We start from the raw sequence: 17,922 nt of genomic DNA on the forward strand, positions 1-17,922 counted from the left end.
CGGGCAGGCCGCTTGCGCAGACGCGCGGCCGATCGGGAGCCGTTCCGGGAAACCGGAAGGCTCTCTTCCGGCTTGTGCCGGCGCCGGAAAGCCGAACGCCGTTCCCGATCCGGGCAGCTTCCGAAAGGAGAGAGTTATCTGCGTCTATTCTCGATCATCCGCAGTCACAACCTATATTTGAAGCTTCTGCTCGGCATCGTGCTGGTCGCGGTCATTACGCTGGCGGTTTCTTCGGCTATTCTGTTTTTTTATTTTAACCGCATCGCCTTGAACCAGGTTTATCGCTCCGACTTGGACAGCCTTCGATTAACGAGCCGGGAGGCGATGTCCATGACCTCGACCGCCCAGTCGCTGACTTTCCAGATGTACCGCAATACGACGATCACCCAGCTGCTGTATTACACGGACCCGAGCGTCTACGATACGGTGGCCGCGATGCAAGAGCTGAACAACTATATTTCTTCGATGCCGTATTTGGATTCCATTTACGTCTATAACCCCAAGTCCGCGAACGTCTACGTGGCGGCCGGAGCCGGCCAGAACGGCCTGTTCTCCAAGGAGGAACTGGTCGACGGGGATATTTTGCAGCTGCTGGACAAATACACCGAATATAAGCCGCTTATTCCGATTCCGCGTTACGTCTGGACGGACGGGAACAGGACGAAGCGGAAGGCCATATATACTTATTTGTTTTATGACGCGATCGGTTCCCCGGACAACAAGGTGAATTCCGCGATCATCGTCAACATCGACGCGATGTGGATCAACCAGAACATCGACGGAACCGGCGAAATGAAAGTCGGACAGTCCTTCATCATCGATAACAACGGGGTTCTGCAATTTCAGGAGGACTTCCTGTCCGGGCTTCGGGAGGAGGAGGCCGCCAAGCTGGCGGAGAGAATTTTGCGGCAGCCGGAGGCCGATTATTTCGTCGGTGCATACGGAGGCCGCGAGTTGCTCGTGTCCTTCACCGAGCCGGACGATCTGAATTGGCGTTACGTTCGCATCAGTCCTTACGCGGAGGTTACGCGGAAGGTCGAGGAGATGCGCCGTACGACTCTACTGATTACGCTGGCGATTCTGGTGTTCGGCCTGCTGTTCTCCTGGCTCCTGTCCCGCAAGCTGTACGTTCCGATCGACCGGATGGCCAACCGCGTCCGGATGCTCGAGGTCGAGAAGCGCAACAGCCTGTTTACGATCCGGCAGAACTTCCTGCGCAATCTGGTATTGGGCCGGGAATCGGTCAAGCCGAAGCCGCTTCGCGAACGATTGGCGGCGCTGGGAATCAGCTTCGACATTCACGACGGCTACCGGCTCGCGCTGATTGCGATCGACGATTATCCCGCATTTAACGAGACGAGAGGGACGGACGAGCATGTCTACAAATATGCGATGATGAACATCGCCTCCGAGCTGGCGATGCAGGCCTTCGAAGCGGAGACGATCGATCTCGGGGACGAGACGATCGTGCTGCTGCTGGAAATGTCGCCGGCATCCGCCGAGCAATTGGACGAGGCGTATTTGCAGTCGATGTTCAAGCAGATTCAGAAGGCGGTCGCCGAGCATCTCGGCATCGGCGTGTCCGTCGCGTATACCGCCGTAGACCGGCAGTTCATTCATCTGCCCTCCCTGTTCCGGCAGGCCGCCCAAGCAATGAAGTACCGTTTCCACGCGGGATACGGCTCCGTGCTGTACGCTCCGGCCGCGATCGTTCCCGCGGCGCGGGAATACGAATACCCGGTCGACCGCGAGCGCAGGCTGTCCGAAGCCGTGCTGGCGGGCAAGACGGACGATGCGAGGCAGATTTACAGGGAAATGATGAACGATACGCGCAGCTATCCGGTTCAGGCGGCCTACGCGCTGCTGGGGCGGCTGAAGCCCGCGCTTGGTCAGGTGCTGCGCACGCTGGAGAAAAACCACGGCATATCGTTCGATTCCAATCCGGAAGCCGCCTGGCCCGCGGTCGAGCGCATCGAAACGCGCGAGCAGGTGGATCGCTGGATCGACGAAATGCTCCTCGAGGTCAGGGAGCAGATGGAGGGAAGGCGCAAGAACCGCCAGGAGGAGCTGATCAAGCTCATCGACGACCTGATCCTCGAGCAGTATGCCGATCCAGACTTGTCCTTGCAGCTGGTGGCGGAGAGAATGAATATTTCCCCCAGTTACGTCGGGCGGATTTACAAGCAGCACACGATGAGAACGATCGTGGACGCCATCCAGAAGGTGCGGCTGGAGAAGGCGATGGACCTGCTGGGACAGACGCATCTGTCCATTGCCGAGATCGCGGAGCGGACGGGCTTTACGAATGCCTCCTATTTCCACCGCACCTTCAAGAAGCACTATGGAATGACGCCGAACGATTACCGAAAAGGAAACGCGTCGGCCAGGGAGCCGGAGTCCCGGGCTTGACGCCTCTGTTCGTTTAACCGTATCCATGCAGCCGGCGGGGGCTGTCTCGTAAGTAAACAAAGGCGTACCGAACGATAATCGATGGAATGATGCAAGTCGCATCTATCTCCTTCCGATGCTATACGATCCTGAAATAGGAATGATAAACCCGTTAATCGGTGATTTCAGGAACGCATGAGGCAGTCTCCAGGAGATAGATGCTTCTTCTTTACCCTCGATCATCTAGTACGCCTTTACTTACGAGACAGCCTCCTCTTCTTTTTTTTTCATGCCGAGACATTCTTTTTTTATTTACAAAACAAAAATTAAATATAATAATATATATTAACTATAATATTTAATCTAAGGTTGTGGCAGCTTGTGAAATCATTGCCGCTTTATAAGCAGATTCAGCAGGATATCCGGAGGCTGATCGCGATCGGCCGGCTTCGCGAAGGCGACCGGGTGCCTTCCGAGAAGGAACTGGCCGAGAAGTACAGAGTCAGCCAGATTACGAGCAAGAACGCGCTGCTCGGCCTGATGGAGGAAGGGCTGCTCATCCGCGTCCAGGGCAAGGGAACGTTCGTGATGAGCCGGTCGGAGACCGCGGCGGGGCTCGATTCGCAGCCGAAATTGGGAGCGCTGTCATTGCGCAGCGGACGGATCGGGCTCGTGCTGCCGACGATGAAGACGAAGGTCGACCAGAGGTTCCTCGACTGCATCGAGAAGTATGCGACGGCCGCCGGCTACGAGGTGCTGCTGCGGATTACCCGCGAGTCGCAGCGGGAGGAGGCGAACGTCATCGCTTCGTTCCTGAAGCAGGGCGTCGACGGCATGATTATTTTTCCGGTGGAGAACGAGACGTACAACGACTCGATTTTGCGGCTGTCGTTGGACCGGTTCCCGTTCGTGCTCATCGACCGCTTCCTGAAAGGAATCAAGTCCTGCAGCGTCCATTCGGACAACGTCGGGGGCGCGCGGGCCGCGGTCGAGAAGCTGCTGGACGAAGGGCATACCTCCATCGCGTTCATCTCCCCGGAGATTACGAACACGGTAACGGACGAGCGGGCGCACGGCTTCGAGCAGGTGTTTCTGGAACGGAAGGCGTCGATCGACAAAAACCTGTGGTGCCTGCTGCCGCTGGAGACGATCGCCTCGGGCCGGGCCGAGCAGGAGATCGCCGCTTTTCTGGCCGAACGTCCCGAGGTGACCGCCGCGATTACCGCGAACACGGAGCTGTGCCAATATGTCTGGAAAGCGGCGCAGGCGGTTCGAAGATCCGTTCCCGACAAGCTGGAGCTGGTGACGTTCGATCCTCCCGACCTGCCCGGAGTGTCCTACATTCGTCAGAACGAGGAGGAGATGTGCAGATTAACGGTAGAACTGCTCGTCGAACAGATCAACGGCCGGTACGATACGCGCAGATTGGTCGTCCCCGTCACGTTTATCGAGGCAGAAAATGTATAATTTTATACTAAATACATGATATAAAATTATATTAATATATAATAAAATGGATTTGTAAAGCGCTTTCAAAAAATCATAAATCGAAAGAAGAGGGGATTTGTGTGAAGCGTAAAAGCAAATGGGTAAGCTCCGTCTTATTGACCGCGATGCTGGTGCTGTCCGCATGCAGCGGAGGAAACGACAAGGAGAACAAGGCGTCTCCGTCCTCCAGTCCGCAAAGCTCGGCGAGCGAGCCGAGCTCTGCGGCGCCGGACAACAAAGAGCCGGTCACGATCGAATTTATGGGGCACGGCAACCCGAACGAGAAAAAGATTTTCGAGAAGCTGATCGCCTCTTTCGAGGAGAAATACCCGAATGTAACCGTCAAGTACACGTCGGTTCCTCCCGGAGAATATTCGCAGAAACTGACGACACTCGTCAGCTCGGGCAAGGCGCCGGACGTGTTTTACGTCGGAGGCTCCGAGTTTTACCGCTTCGCGGCCGCCGGAACGGTGCTGAACATCCAATCCTATCTGGATCAGACGGCGCTGTTTAATCCGGACAACGTCTGGAAGCAGGCGTTGGACCGCTATCGCTTCGACGGCAGCAAGGTTGGCTCCGGCGAACTGTACGGACTTCCGAAGGACGTCGGACCGTGGGCGTTCGTCTATAACAAGACGCTGTTCGATCAAGCGAATATCCCCGTTCCTCCGGCGCAAGCGGGACAATGGACGTGGAACGATATGCTGGAAGCCGCGAAAAAGCTGACCGTCGACGAGAACGGAGACGGCAAGCCGGAGCAATACGGAGTCGGCGCGTATAGCCTGGAGTCGGCGGTATGGGGCAATGGAGGCCAGTTCATCGATTACGACGCCGGAACGGTGCTCGTCGATCAGCCGGAATTTTACGAAGCGATGCAATTCGTTGCCGATCTGTCGTTAAAGGAAGGCGTCAGTCCGAACCAGGAAGCCGAGCAGGCGCTTAACGCCTACACGCGGTTTCTGGACGGCAAGCTGGGAATGTTCGCGATGGGGCCGTGGGATCAGCCGGCGTTCTGGGAGCTGCCGTTCGAGTGGGACATCGCGGCATGGCCGGCCAGCCCGAACACGGGCAAGACGGCGACCTGGCTCGGCTCGATGGGCTTCGCGATCTCGGCGAAATCCAAGCATCCGCAGGAGGCGTTCGATCTCGCCGCGTTCCTGTCGCTGGACGAGAACGGGCAGCGGGAAAACTACGAGCTCGGCCAGGCGGTGCCGAACCTGATCGATATGGCCAACGGGGAGTTTAAGGCGGTCGACAAGGCGCCGGCCAGCCGCCAGGTATTCCTCGATATTATTCAAGATTACGGCCGTCCGGACGTTCCGGCATTCTCCAAGGATACGCAGTGGATCGATACGTTCTGGCAGGACGCGAGCAAAGTATGGAACGGGCAAATGTCGGCCAAGGACTTCACGGCGCAGATTAAGCCGAAGATGCAGGAGCTGTACGACAAAGGCAACAAGTAAGCCGGGAGAGGAGCGGCGGCGATCGCCCGCCGCCCTCCTCTGCTCGTTTTCGGCACAACGACTCTAGGCGAAGGTGGAACCATTATGAACTCGAAGCTCTCCGGGTATCGAAGGAAGGAACTGGCCTGGCTGTATCTGTTCGTCGCTCCGCCGGTGCTCGGCTTTCTCATTTTCGGGCTTGCCCCGATTTTGTTTTCGATCTATATCAGCTTTCAGAAATGGGATATGCTGACCGATCCGCAATGGGTCGGCCTGGGCAATTACAGCGATCTGTTCAAGGACGAGAAGGTGTTCAAGTCGCTGTTCAACACCGTGTATTTGATGATCGGCATTCCGGTCGGCATGCTGCTGTCGCTGCTGCTGGCGATTCTGATGAACCGCAAATTCAAGGGCATTTCCTTCATGCGCACGATTTATTATTTGCCCGTCATCTCTCCGATTATCGCCATTTCGCTGCTCTGGCAGTGGATTTTGAATCAGGACTACGGTCTGCTGAACAACTTTCTGTGGGAATGGTTCGGCATTCAGGGCCCGAACTGGCTCGGCGATCCGAGCTGGGTCAAACCGTCGCTGATTCTCATCGGATTGTGGGGCGGTCTCGGCGGGAACATGGTGCTGTATCTGGCCGGCCTGCAGTCGGTATCGTCGACGTATTACGAGGCCGCGGAGATCGACGGAGCGGGAGCTTGGCACAAATTCGCGAAAATTACCGTTCCGTTGCTGACGCCGATTCATTTCTTCGTCATCGTGATGGGGATTATCGGGGCGTTCCAGACGTTCAGCCAGATCTACGTGCTGGCGACCGACGGGGGTCCGGAATACAGCGGCGCGACGATCGTCTTCTATATTTTCCAGCACGCCTTCAAGTATTTTAATATGGGCTACGCGAGCGCGGCGGCCTGGGTGCTCGGCGTTATCATTTTCGTCGTGACGCTCCTGCAGTTCAAATTATCTAAAAAATGGGTTTATCAGGAATAGGAGGGGAATCCCGTGAAACGTCAAAAAATCGCCGACGCCTGGGCGTTCCTGATCCTGCTCGCAGGAGCCGCGTTCATGCTCGCGCCGTTCGTCTGGACGCTGTCGACGTCGCTGAAAAACCAACGGATGATTTTCGATATGCCGCCCAAATGGATTCCCGATCCGATCTCGTTCGACAATTATCGGAACGTCTGGGAGCAATCGCCGCTGCTGCACGGATTTATGAACAGCCTTATCATCGTCGCCGTCGTGCTGTCGATCGGCATGTTCGTCTCCGCCATGTCGGCTTACGCGTTCGGGAAGTTCGATTTTCCGCTAAAAGGCGTACTGTTCCTCGGCTTGCTCGGGACGATGATGATTCCGTATTCGGTCGTCATGATTCCGCAGTACATCGGCTTCTCCGCGCTCGATTGGGTGGATACGCTGCTGCCGCTGATTGTGCCCGGGCTGTTCGGCAACATCGTCGTTATCTTCTTCCTGCGGCAGTATTTGCAGGGCGCGCTGCCGAACGACCTGCTGGAAGCGGCGAAGATCGACGGCTGCGGGTTTCCCCGCATCTTCTGGAGCATCGCGCTGCCGACGATGAAGCCCGCGCTGGCGGCTCAGGCGGCTCTCGGCTTTATGGGCATCTGGAACGATTTTCTCGGGCCGCTCATCTACCTGCATACGCCGGAGAAGCAGACGATTCAGGTGCTGATCGCTTCGATGCAGGCGCTCTATATCGGCCAGTCCAATTATCCGATGATTATGGCCGCCGCCGTGATCGCGATGATTCCGGTTATTCTGGTGTTCTTCTTCTGCCAGCGCTACTTTATCGAGTCGATGGCGATTAGCGGCATTAAAGGTTAGGTGGTTAAAATAAAACGGCAAACGACAGCCTTGCGCTCCCTTGGCTTGGCGGCGGCGCTGACGTTGGCATTGGCATTGGCGTTGGCGTTGGGAGGATGCGAGCAATCCAGCAAACCGGAGGCGATAGATTTGAGCGTCTACGATCATTTGTACGAAAATCCGTTTCCCGCGCTCGATCAGGAGTGGGAGGATTACGGCAACGGCGACCCCTATGTAATGCGCTACGACGGACGCTACTATTTGTACGTCAGCACGAAGGACCACCGCGTCGGCATTAAAGCCTGGGTGTCGGACAACCTGGTCGACTGGACATACGCGGGCCTCGTTACCGAGGACCCGATATCGACGGGAGCCTATGCGCCGGAAGTGGTTTATTGGAACGGTTACTTCTATTTATATACGTCTCCCGCGGGGAGAGGCCACTACGTATTCCGCAGCGAGTCGCCGACCGGGCCGTTCGAGAGAATAACCGACAACGTCGGCATGAGCATCGACGGCTCGGTGTTTATCGACGACGACGGAAGCTGGACGTTCACGCATGCGGGCACGGGCGGCATCGTCGGCGTGCCGATGGACGGTCCGGCCTCGTTCGACCCGGGCCGGACGATCGAGGGCGCTTACCTGGGACATTGGACGGAAGGCTCGATGATCATCAAGCGCGGCGGCGTCTACTATATGACGCTGACCGGCAATCACGTGTTCAGCAAAGGCTATCGCGTCCATTACGCGATCTCCAAGGATTCGCCGCTAGGCCCCTACACGATGCCGACCAATAACCCGATCGCGATCAGCACCGATCCGGAGTTCTTCGGTCTGGGGCACAGCTCGACGGTCATGGGCCCGGATCTGGATTCCTATTATCTCGTCTATCACAATCTGATCGGCCGCTCCGCGGAAGGTCCGCCGGTGCGGAAAATGAACATCGACCGGCTTGTTTTCAACGGAGACAGGATGGACCTGCTCGGTCCGACCCATTACGCGCAGCCGGTTCCTCGCCAGCCCGACTTCTCGGATCGGCTGGATGAGGCGATCGATTCGGGCCGCTGGGAGAAGGCGGCTGACGGCGGAAGAACGGTCAGCAGCGTGTCCACCGGCGGCGTCTATACGGCGGAATACAATTTCAGGCTGCGGCAGGAGGCGGGGGTCGATACTCGCTTGGACATCTTGTTCGCTTACAAGGATGATGCCGATTATGGAGGCGTCGAGTTTGACTTCGCCGGAGGGCGGATGACGCTGTTCGCACAGGCGAACGGGGAGCGCAAGACGCTGGCCGAGGCCGCCTTGTCCGAGGAGACCGACTGGACGAAGCTGCATGCGGTAAGGATCGAGCGCGACGAGGAGCGGGTTCGCGTCTATGTGGACGGAGGCCTCAAGCTGGAATCCGGCGGCGCCGAGACGGCCAAGCTGCGCGAAGGGCGCATCGGCTACGCGGCGCGCGAGGCCGGTGAGCCGCTGCTCTCCTATGTGGCGTTCGCCAACGCGGCGGACGGCAGCAGCGATTACGAGACGGCCAAGCCGCTTCCGGGAACGATCGAGGCAGTGCATTACTTGAGCGGAGAAGGCCGAGGCTTCCAGGTCGGCAAGCGCGCGGAGGCGCCGGCTTGGCGGAAGGCGGACGGAACCGACGTGCGGCAGGCGGACGATGGAAGCTATTCCGTGGTGCTCGGCGAAAAGGGAGATTGGCTGCGATATGCGGTACACGTATCCGAATCCGGGACGTACTCGCTCGACTTTACGGCAGGCCCCGGAGGGGATTCGGCCTCGCTGGAGCTGCTCGTCGACGGGAAGTCCGCCGGCGGCTTCGCGGCGGAGAAGCCGCCGGCGCTTCGGGATGAGGCATGGGCGAAGGTACGCGCAGGCAGCGTTAAGCTGGAGAAGGGCTTCCATACGCTGCAGATCAGGCTGAAGAGCGGGAAGCTGGAGTGGACAACGCTGGATCTCCGGCGGATCGACGCCGAGCCGTTCCGGCAGGAGAAGCTGCTGGAGCAGTCCGGAGCGGACGATGTGCACGGCTTCTGGAGCCGCGACGGCGAGGACTACGTCGGGAGCGCGGACGCGGACGCGAAAATGTACGGGGGCAGCCCGCGTTGGACCGACTATCGCATCGAGACGACGGTGCGGGTCGGGGACGAGCCTTTCGGGGAGGCGGGCGTGCTGCTGCGGGCGACGAACGAGTCCGATTTTCCCGACCAGGTGAAGGATGCGCTGACGGGCTACTTCGTCTCGGTGAACGGAAGCAAGCTGATGCTGTACCGGCTCAACTACGACTCGACGCTGCTGCAGGCCGTCAGGCTTAAGCTCCCGCGCGGCGAAGCGGTCAAGCTGCGCATCGAGGCCGAAGGAAGCGAGATTCGCGTCTATGTCGGAGACGGCGCGAAGCCCGAGCTGACTTACGACGATCCCGACGCCTTCCTGCAGGGCCGGGTGGGCATCCGTTCGGTCTACGCGGATAAGCTGACGCTGGGCGATCTGTCGGTGGCGTCCCTTCAAGCTGAATAAGGCAAAATCATCACGCGATCGCAACGATCGGCTAGGAGCAGAGCAAATGATGGAACCCTCCTGCGGCAACGACTATCCAAGGCCCCAGCTGGTAAGGAAAAGCTGGGTCAACCTGAACGGGACGTGGCAGTTCGAATACGACGACGAAGGCGCGGGGGAGCGGGAAGGCTGGCATACGGGCAAGGAGCTGTCCCGGACGATCCGGGTTCCGTTCTGCTATCAGAGCGAGCTGAGCGGCATCGGGGAGAAGGCGATTCACGACACGGTGTGGTATCGCCGGACCTTCGAGCTGAACGGCCGGAAGGAGAACCGCCGGCTGTTGCTGCATTTCGGCGCGGTCGATTACGCGGCGTCGGTATGGGTGAACGGCGCGCTGGTCGCGGCCCATGAAGGCGGGCATACGCCGTTCACGGCCGATATTACGGCGGCCGCCCGGTCCGGCGAGAACGAACTCGTCGTCCGAGCGCAGGATTACAGCCGCGACGTGACGCTTCCCCGCGGCAAACAGTTCTGGAAGGAGGAGCCCGAGCAGGTATTTTATACGCGTACGACGGGCATCTGGCAGACGGTGTGGCTGGAGGAGGTATCCCGCTCTTATGTGGAGCGGGTGTTCGTCACTCCGGACATCGACCGGAACGATGTGCGCATCCGCGTCCGCGCGGGGGGCTGGAAGTCCGGGCTGAGTCTGCGGGCGCGAATCTCGTTCCAGGGAGAATTCGTCTCCGAGGATCGGTTCGTCCTGGGCGAGGCCGAAGAGACGAGAACGATCAGTCTTCGCGACTTCAACGATCACGGCCTGGGACGCTGGTGGTCACCGGAGAAGCCGCACCTGTACGACATCGTCTTCGAGCTTCTGGACGGGGAGGAGGTCGTCGACGAGGCGAGCAGCTATTTCGGCATGCGGAAAATTTCGGTCGAGGGCGGCAAGGTGTGCCTGAACAATCGGCCTTATTATATGAAGCTGGTGCTCGATCAGGGGTATTTTCCGGGCGGCCTGCTTACGGCCCCTTCCGGAGAAGCGCTGCGCAGGGACGTCGAGCTGACGAAGGCGATGGGTTTTAACGGCGCGCGCAAGCACCAGAAGGTCGAAGATCCGCGCTACCTGTATTGGTGCGACAAGCTCGGGCTGCTCGTCTGGGGCGAGATGGCCAACGCTTACCAGTTTTCCGAGACATACGTGCAGAGAGTGACGCGGGAATGGCAGGAAGCGGTGCTGCGCGATTACAATCACCCGTGCATCGTCGTATGGGTGCCGATCAACGAGAGCTGGGGCGTGCCGAACGTACTTGTGGATAAAAGGCAGCAGCAGCACACGCTGGCGATGTATTATTTGACGAAGTCGCTGGATGAGACCCGGCTCGTGCTGTCCAACGACGGATGGGAGCATACGAAGTCCGATCTCGCGACGGTTCACGACTACGAGCATCGCCGGGAGGTGCTTGGCGAGCGGTACGCCACGGCCGAATCGGCGGTGAACAGCCTCGCGCAGAACCGCTGGATTTACGTGCCCGGCTATGCGTACGAAGGCGAGCCGGTGCATCTGTCCGAGTTCGGGGGAATCTCCTTCCGCAAGGGCGACTTCGCCGGCTGGGGCTATTCCGCCGCGGCCGACGAGACGGATTTCCTGCGGCGGCTGATCGACGTCATGGAGCCGGTCGCCGGGTCGCAGGCGATACAGGGCTACTGCTATACGCAGCTGACGGACATCGAGCAGGAGATCAACGGCCTGCTGACGTTCGAGCGGGAGCCGAAGCTGCCGCCGGACTTGATCAAGCGGCTGAACGAAGGGGATTTCGGCGTGTCGTTGCCCAACGAATCCGACAAGCGTTGACAGGATTCTGCCCGGAATGGCATAATTGGAAATATAAGATAACGGAACGAGGAAGCACCTCGCCAAAGCCGGACACGGGACGTGTTGCTTTGTCGGGGTGTTTTTATTTCGAGCGAGGGGAGAAGCCGATGGCGAGGAAAAAAACGAATAAGGATCGCATTATGGAACATCCGGTCACCTACGAGGCTTATGCGGAAATGCCAGATGACGGGCAGCGTTACGAGGTGCTTGAAGGAGAGCTGGAGCTGATGTCTCCGGCGCCGTCCACCGTTCATCAGGTTATCGGCTCGGCCCTGCATCTTCACGTGCAGGGCTGTGCTTCGGAATACTTTATTTTAATAGCTCCGCTGGACGTTATTCTGAGCCGAACGAACGTCGTTCAGCCGGACTTGATTATGGTCCATCGCAGCCGCGCCGACATTGTGACGATGCGCGGAGTGGAGGGGGCGCCCGATCTTGTCGTCGAGGTGCTCTCCCCGTGGTTGCACAAGAGAGACCGCGAGCGCAAGCTGAACATCTATGCGAAGCACGGCGTGCCCGAATATTGGATCATCGATCCGGCGGCGCAGACGCTGGAACGATTCGAACTGAACGGCGAGCTGCAATATGAGCTGCGCGAATTGTGCGAGAATGACGATCGCATATCGTCGGACAAGCTGCCCTGCGTTTCGTTCCCGGTCGGCGAGCTGTTCAAGGACGAGCTGGTTCGGAGGCTGCTGGCTTTAAATTGAAAGTCTGGTGGGGCGGCGAGCCGGGAATCTGTTAAAAAGGAGGCAAGAAAATGAAGGACAAGCGGGATGAAGGCTGCCCGGAGATGAACAATCGGAGAGAAGCGGGGCAGAAAGTCAAAGAGACTCCGGAAAATTACCTGATCGACGAGAGATACGAAATGATTGAAGGGGTGCGGTATGATTTTCTTTCGTCCCCGGTATATGCGCATCAACAGGTGCTGGGGGAGTTGTATACCGCTTTTCGCAACGACTGCCTGGCGGAAGGGAAAGTGCTGTTCGCGCCGCTTGACGTTCATTTTGACGAGGATAACATTTTTCAGCCGGACTTGATTTACATCTCCAATGCGAATCGCGGTATTATGCGGGACGGGTACATTTATGGCGCGCCCGATCTGGTTGTAGAGATTTTATCTGCAAGTACGGGACGCCGGGATAGGACGATCAAGAAGAGCGGCTATGAGAAGTTCGGCGTGCGCGAGTATTGGATAGTCGACCTTGTCTATCGACTTGTGGAACAGTTTGTGCTTGTGGATGGAAAGTACGCGGCGGTGGCGACGCTGACCGAAGAGCAGACGCTGACCTCGCCGACCGTGCCCTGCCTCAGCTTGAAATTGAGCGACATCTTATGGGAGGACGACGGGAACAAAGAAAGCGAAGCCAAGGACAAGCAGGGGAAAGTCAAGGAGACTCCGGAAAATTACCTGATCGACGAGAGATACGAAATGATTGAAGGGGTGCGGTATGATTTTCTTTCGTCGCCGATATATGCGCATCAACAGGTGCTGAGGGACTTGATTCTCGCTTTTCACCAGGATTGTGCGAAGGAGGGGGAGGTACTGTTCGCGCCTCTCGATGTCCATTTTGACGAAGACAATATTTTTCAGCCGGATTTGATCTACATCTCCAACGCAAATCGCGGCATTATCCGGGACGGGTACATTTATGGCGCGCCCGATCTGGTTGTAGAGATTTTATCTGCAAGTACGGGACGCCGGGACAAGACGATCAAGAAGAGCGGCTATGAGAAGTTCGGCGTGCGCGAGTATTGGATAGTCGACCTTGTCTATCGACTTGTGGAACAGTTTGTGCTTGTGGATGGAAAGTACGCGGCGGTGGCGACGCTGACCGAAGAGCAGACGCTGACCTCGCCGACCGTGCCCTGCCTCGGCTTAAAGCTGAGCGAAATCTTCCCGCCGGAGAACGAAATGACATCCTAGGGCGTGTATGCCTACACGCCCTAGAGCGATTTGAAACGAGAGACCGCATGAAAGCTGACCCGGCCGGGCTGCAGCTTCGTCACACCGGGCGTTGGATCAGCGGTTAGCCATCAGCGAAGGAAATATGGATCTGCACGATCTCCGAACGACTTCCTAACCGAATCGGAGGCCCCCAGAAGCCGTAGCCGGAAGTGACGATGGAATGGAAGGCGCCCTTCTCCACATGGCCCCAATCGTTCTCGTACAGCGCTCTCGTAATCAGGTGCGCCGGAGCGATCTGTCCGCGGTGCGTGTGCCCGGAGACCATCAAGTCGACTCCGTTCCCGGCGGCGATATCGAGCCCGTAAGGCTGGTGATCCATGAGCAGGATCGGGCGTTCGCGCGGAATGCCGGCCATCAGCGCCTCCAGCGCGGCCCGGTCGTTCTCCGTCTTGTCCTTGCGGCCGATCAGCGTCAAGCCTTCGATAGAGACGGCCTCGTCGTACAGAACGTCCATGCCGCCTTGTTCGAGAGCGGCAATGAGCTCCTCCATCCGGCCCTTGTACTTGTCGTGATTGCCGAGCGAGGCGTACACGCCGTAAGTCGCTTGCACCCCCGTAAGAATGTCGCCGATGCCCTTGTCCAGATAGGCGTCGAGATCATCGTCGATAATGTCGCCCGGATACAGCACGAGATCGGGCTTCAGCGCGTTGATCTCCTCCACCATGCGCTTGGCGTGAGATTTGCCGGAGAGCAGGCCGAAGTGCATGTCCGCCGCCATGACGACGTTCAGTTCCCGGAGCCCGCCCGCCTGCTTGTCGATGCGGATCTCGTAGCCGCGGACAACCGGACTGTACGCGTTAAAGGAGCCGTAGGAGAGTAGAGACACAAGCGCAAGAAGGGTGATGGCGCCTGCCCATTTCTGCGCGCGATGCCGGGGCAGACTCGTCAAGCGGAGCAGCCACAGGCCGAGGTGGACGATGGGCAGCAGCATAAGCAGCAGGGAAAACGCGGCGAGCCAGTAAGAGCCCAATAGGCTAAAGACGGGAACGCTGCCGACAAGACGGCCAAGGAAAAACGACGAGGCCAGGAAGACAAGCGCGGCGGCGTACAGCCATTTGAAGCGGGCGGAAACCGCCGGCTTCATCCATTTCCAGCCGCTCCAGCCGATATAGAAGACGAGAACGCCGTACAGAGCCAGGAATAACAGTCCGATCAAAATAAACATAAGCTGCTCCTTCATGTAGAATTCACGAGAATTTTATCACAATAACGCGAAAAATGAGAAATTAACCAACTTTTTTCTCCTATTTCCAGACGAATCTATGGTATGATACTTCCTAAGAATTGACAAATGGGAGCGTATACATGGAGCATCTAATCGGACGAAAAGTGCTAGTCGACGTAATCAACCATTATGGCGTGACGATTATCCCGGCCCAGACGGTGCTGAATTACGAATCCGTTAAGCTTCTGCAGAATCATAAGGTCGACGAATTTTCGCTCTCGCTCGAGCAGGTCGTCGAGCGGCGGGAAACCGGCGAGCAGAATCGCAAGCTGCTGAAGCAGGCTGTGGCGAGATCCAAGGAGCTGTTCGCATCCGTAACCGATTCCGCGAGCATTCCGCTTGCCGACATTCGCGAGGAAATTTTGCCGGCCGTTCGCAATCTGTCCGGCAACTCGGATTTGTTCGAGCTGTTCGAGATCGTCAAGGCCAAGGATGATTATACATACGAGCATAATATCGGAGTCGGCATTCTGGCGACGCTGATCGGCGGCTGGATGAACCTGGACGAGGAGGAGCTGGCCACGCTCTCGCTGGGCGCCACGCTGCACGACATCGGCAAGGTGAACGTTCCGGAAACGATTCTGAACAAACCGGGGCCGCTTACCGACGAGGAGTTCGAGATCGTCAAGAAGCATACCGTGCACGGGTACGAGCTGCTCAAGAACGCCGAAGGAATCAGCCCGCGGGTCGCGCTTATCGCGCTGCAGCATCATGAGCGCGAGGACGGCCGGGGGTATCCGCACGGATTGCAGAAGGGGCAGATCGACCCGCTCAGCGCGATCGTGGCGGTCGCCGATATTTTTCACGCGATGTCCTCGAAACGTCCGTACCGCGAAGCCACGCCGTTCCACGAAATCGTCGGCCAGATGCGGCAAGGCAAGTTCGGCGAGCTGAATCCGGAGATCGTGTCCCTGTTCCTGGACAACCTGATGAAGAAGCTGCTCGGAAGGCAGGTCGTGCTGACGGACGGCCGAGCGGCGGAAGTCGTCTATTTGAATCCTCACAATATGGAAGCCCCTCTTGTGAAAGCCGGCGAACAGTTTATCGACCTGTCCAAAGAGCGGACCGTGCAAATTCGCGAAGTCGCCCTGGTCTAGGGCGTGTATGCATGCACGCCCTGGCAGAAAGTCAAATAAATCGCGTACGAGATCAAAATACCGTCAAAGGAGGACGGTATTTTTTTTATATAATGACAGGGAACGAAAACGTACAGCCGCCGGTTAAGCTGTATCCAGATTTCCAAAGTCGAGGTGTTCAACATGACTCAACCCGCCGCGGCTCCCGCCGCCGTCAAGTCCGCCGCCCGCCGCCGCTTGTCGTTATCCGCCGGCGAGACGCTGGCCGGATTTCTGTTCGTAAGTCCGATGCTGATCGGAGTGACCGTGCTCGTCCTGCTGCCGATTGTGGCGGCGCTCGCGCTCAGCCTGGCGGATTGGAACTTCGTGCAGGGCTGGGACGGCATCGAGTGGATCGGCTTTGAGAACTTCCGCAAGCTGTGGGACGACCCGGCTTTTATCCGTTCGATCCGCAACAACTTCCTGTTTCTGCTCGCGGTGCCCGTCTATATGCTGATCTCGATGGTGCTGGCGGTTCTGATCGACCGATACGTCTATTGGAAGGGCTTCTTCAAGGTCGCTTACTTCATGCCCTATATTTCCAACATCGTGGCGGTCGCGGTCGTCTGGCAGGTGCTGTTCCATCCTTCGTACGGTCCGATCAACGAGACGCTGCACGCGCTCGGCTTTGCCAATCCGCCGAAATGGATCGCCGACCCGAAGTTCGCGCTGTACTCCATCATGATGATTACGGTATGGATCTCGATCGGTTTCAATCTGATTATTTATATTGCCGGTCTGCAGTCGATTCCCAGGGATTTGTACGAGGCGGCGGATATCGACGGAGCGAGCGCCCTGGTGAAATTCTCGCGGATTACGTTCCCGCTGCTGTCTCCGACTTCTTTTTTCCTGCTCGTTACCGGCGTTATTTCTTCCTTTAAAGTGTTCGATATTATCGCGGTCATGACGCAGGGAGGGCCGATCGGCTCGACGAGTCTGATGGTCTGGTACCTGTATGACCAGGCGTTCAACAATTTGAAGATCGGATACGCTTCGTCCGTCTCCGTCGTGCTGTTCCTGTTCGTCATCCTGATTACGGCGGGACAGTGGATCGCGCAGAAAAAATGGGTCAACTACTGATCGGAAGGAGCAAGTCATGGCAACCGTATATCGATTGGACTGGCGCAAAGCCGTCGTTACCGCCGTTCTGTTCGCGATAAGCCTGGTGTTTTTGCTGCCGTTCCTCTGGATGCTGACGACCTCCTTCAAGCTGGAGAAGGACGTATTCGTCTACCCGATCGAATGGATTCCGAAGCAGTGGAACGCGATCGCCAATTACAAGGAGGTATGGTTCGGGCGTTATCCTTTCTATATGTATTACTGGAATTCGATCAAAGTCAGCGTCATTACGGTGCTCGTCTCCTGTACGGTCTCCAGCCTTGCGGCCTACGGCTTCTCCAAGGTGCGGTTCAAGGCGGGCAAGTGGCTGTTCCTGATCGTGCTGGCCACCTACATGGTTCCCAGCCAGGCGATTCTCGTCCCGCAGTTTATTCTGTATCGCAACATCGGGCTGTTCGACAGCCACTTCGGCCTTATTCTGCTCAGCAGCTTCAGCGTGCTCGGCACGTTTATGCTGCGGCAGTTCTTCATGGGAGTGAATCAGGAGTACATCGAATCGGCGAAAATCGACGGAGCCGGGCATCTGCGAACGTTCCGGTCGATCGCATTCCCGCTCGTGAAGCCGGCGGTCGCCACCTACGCGATCTTGCGCTTCATCTGGACGTGGAACGACTATCAGAACCCGCTCATTTTCCTGCGTACGGACGGCTTGTACACGATTCCGCTGGCGATGCAGAAGTTCACGTCGATGAGCGGCGAGTTCTACTCGCTCATTATGGCGGGCGCCGTCTCGGCCATCCTGCCGCTTCTGATCGTATTCGTCATCGGGCAGAAGAGCGTGATCGAGGGTATCGCCTTGGGCGGAGTGAAAGGGTAACGCTCCCTTTCGGAATGCAAGGGGCTTCCGCTTCGCAGGTTCGATTCATGTAATCAAAAATATTGCATTATAGGTAAATATAGTTACATTAGCGCCGGGAAAGACGCCTTTATAATGTGGATTGTCAACACCAGATTATTTATCCAATAGGAGGGTGTCA

Annotated in this window: 13 protein-coding genes; 12 read left to right on the top strand and 1 reads right to left on the bottom strand. The window is 57.7% G+C overall.

What is annotated here, in order from left to right:
- The first annotated feature begins 12 nt into the window (after positions 1–12).
- From ACFFT4_RS16005 to ACFFT4_RS16045, 9 genes are all read left to right on the top strand, one after another.
- Positions 13–2,409 carry a helix-turn-helix domain-containing protein gene (locus ACFFT4_RS16005; RefSeq protein WP_378049262.1) on the top strand — a complete coding sequence of 799 codons (2,397 nt, stop codon included), beginning with the start codon at positions 13–15 and terminating at the stop codon, positions 2,407–2,409.
- A 360-nt stretch (positions 2,410–2,769) separates the two neighbouring features.
- Positions 2,770–3,855, top strand: a complete 1,086-nt coding sequence (locus tag ACFFT4_RS16010) for a substrate-binding domain-containing protein (RefSeq protein WP_378049264.1) — start codon at positions 2,770–2,772, stop codon at positions 3,853–3,855.
- Between the two features lie 101 nt (positions 3,856–3,956).
- Positions 3,957–5,339 (top strand): ABC transporter substrate-binding protein, encoded by a 1,383-nt coding sequence (locus ACFFT4_RS16015; protein WP_378049266.1) that lies wholly within the window; start codon positions 3,957–3,959, stop codon positions 5,337–5,339.
- An 84-nt stretch (positions 5,340–5,423) separates the two neighbouring features.
- Positions 5,424–6,317 carry a carbohydrate ABC transporter permease gene (locus ACFFT4_RS16020; protein WP_378049268.1) on the top strand — a complete coding sequence of 298 codons (894 nt, stop codon included), beginning with the start codon at positions 5,424–5,426 and terminating at the stop codon, positions 6,315–6,317.
- A 12-nt stretch (positions 6,318–6,329) separates the two neighbouring features.
- The gene (locus ACFFT4_RS16025; protein ID WP_378049270.1) at positions 6,330–7,166 is read left to right on the top strand and encodes a carbohydrate ABC transporter permease; all 837 of its coding nucleotides are present in this window, start codon (positions 6,330–6,332) and stop codon (positions 7,164–7,166) included.
- Between the two features lie 63 nt (positions 7,167–7,229).
- The gene (locus tag ACFFT4_RS16030; RefSeq protein WP_378049271.1) at positions 7,230–9,665 is read left to right on the top strand and encodes a family 43 glycosylhydrolase; all 2,436 of its coding nucleotides are present in this window, start codon (positions 7,230–7,232) and stop codon (positions 9,663–9,665) included.
- Positions 9,666–9,711: 46 nt separating this feature from the next.
- Positions 9,712–11,496, top strand: coding sequence for a glycoside hydrolase family 2 protein (locus ACFFT4_RS16035; protein WP_378049273.1), 1,785 nt, complete (start codon positions 9,712–9,714; stop codon positions 11,494–11,496).
- Between the two features lie 128 nt (positions 11,497–11,624).
- Positions 11,625–12,227, top strand: coding sequence for a Uma2 family endonuclease (locus tag ACFFT4_RS16040; RefSeq protein WP_378049275.1), 603 nt, complete (start codon positions 11,625–11,627; stop codon positions 12,225–12,227).
- A gap of 50 nt (positions 12,228–12,277) precedes the next feature.
- Positions 12,278–13,444, top strand: coding sequence for a Uma2 family endonuclease (locus ACFFT4_RS16045; protein WP_378049277.1), 1,167 nt, complete (start codon positions 12,278–12,280; stop codon positions 13,442–13,444).
- Positions 13,445–13,547: 103 nt separating this feature from the next.
- Here ACFFT4_RS16045 and ACFFT4_RS16050 read toward each other — a convergent pair whose 3' ends face one another.
- Positions 13,548–14,651, bottom strand: coding sequence for a metallophosphoesterase (locus ACFFT4_RS16050; protein ID WP_378049279.1), 1,104 nt, complete (start codon positions 14,649–14,651; stop codon positions 13,548–13,550).
- Between the two features lie 140 nt (positions 14,652–14,791).
- On the opposite strand from ACFFT4_RS16050, the gene ACFFT4_RS16055 reads away from it, so the two are divergent.
- The 3 genes from ACFFT4_RS16055 to ACFFT4_RS16065 all read left to right on the top strand — a co-directional run bounded on the left by ACFFT4_RS16055 (position 14,792) and on the right by ACFFT4_RS16065 (position 17,762).
- Complete coding sequence (locus ACFFT4_RS16055; RefSeq protein ID WP_378049281.1) at positions 14,792–15,808, top strand: HD-GYP domain-containing protein; 1,017 nt, start codon at positions 14,792–14,794, stop codon at positions 15,806–15,808.
- 162 nt (positions 15,809–15,970) lie between these two features.
- Positions 15,971–16,906 carry a carbohydrate ABC transporter permease gene (locus ACFFT4_RS16060; protein WP_378049284.1) on the top strand — a complete coding sequence of 312 codons (936 nt, stop codon included), beginning with the start codon at positions 15,971–15,973 and terminating at the stop codon, positions 16,904–16,906.
- Positions 16,907–16,922: 16 nt separating this feature from the next.
- A complete protein-coding gene (locus ACFFT4_RS16065; protein WP_378049286.1) occupies positions 16,923–17,762 on the top strand; it encodes a carbohydrate ABC transporter permease in 840 nt (279 codons plus the stop codon).
- Positions 17,763–17,922: the final 160 nt, after the last annotated feature.

Origin of the sequence: Cohnella cellulosilytica (assembly GCF_042431195.1) — a bacterium.
Taxonomy (GTDB): domain Bacteria; phylum Bacillota; class Bacilli; order Paenibacillales; family Paenibacillaceae; genus Cohnella; species Cohnella cellulosilytica.

Coding starts and splice junctions, on each gene's coding strand:
- ACFFT4_RS16020 (WP_378049268.1), top strand. CDS start 5,424: ATGAACTCGAAGCTCTCCGGGTATCGAAGGAAGGAACTGGCCTGGCTG.
- ACFFT4_RS16035 (WP_378049273.1), top strand. CDS start 9,712: ATGATGGAACCCTCCTGCGGCAACGACTATCCAAGGCCCCAGCTGGTA.
- ACFFT4_RS16040 (WP_378049275.1), top strand. CDS start 11,625: ATGGCGAGGAAAAAAACGAATAAGGATCGCATTATGGAACATCCGGTC.
- ACFFT4_RS16045 (WP_378049277.1), top strand. CDS start 12,278: ATGAAGGACAAGCGGGATGAAGGCTGCCCGGAGATGAACAATCGGAGA.
- ACFFT4_RS16050 (WP_378049279.1), bottom strand. CDS start 14,651: ATGTTTATTTTGATCGGACTGTTATTCCTGGCTCTGTACGGCGTTCTC.
- ACFFT4_RS16055 (WP_378049281.1), top strand. CDS start 14,792: ATGGAGCATCTAATCGGACGAAAAGTGCTAGTCGACGTAATCAACCAT.
- ACFFT4_RS16060 (WP_378049284.1), top strand. CDS start 15,971: ATGACTCAACCCGCCGCGGCTCCCGCCGCCGTCAAGTCCGCCGCCCGC.
- ACFFT4_RS16065 (WP_378049286.1), top strand. CDS start 16,923: ATGGCAACCGTATATCGATTGGACTGGCGCAAAGCCGTCGTTACCGCC.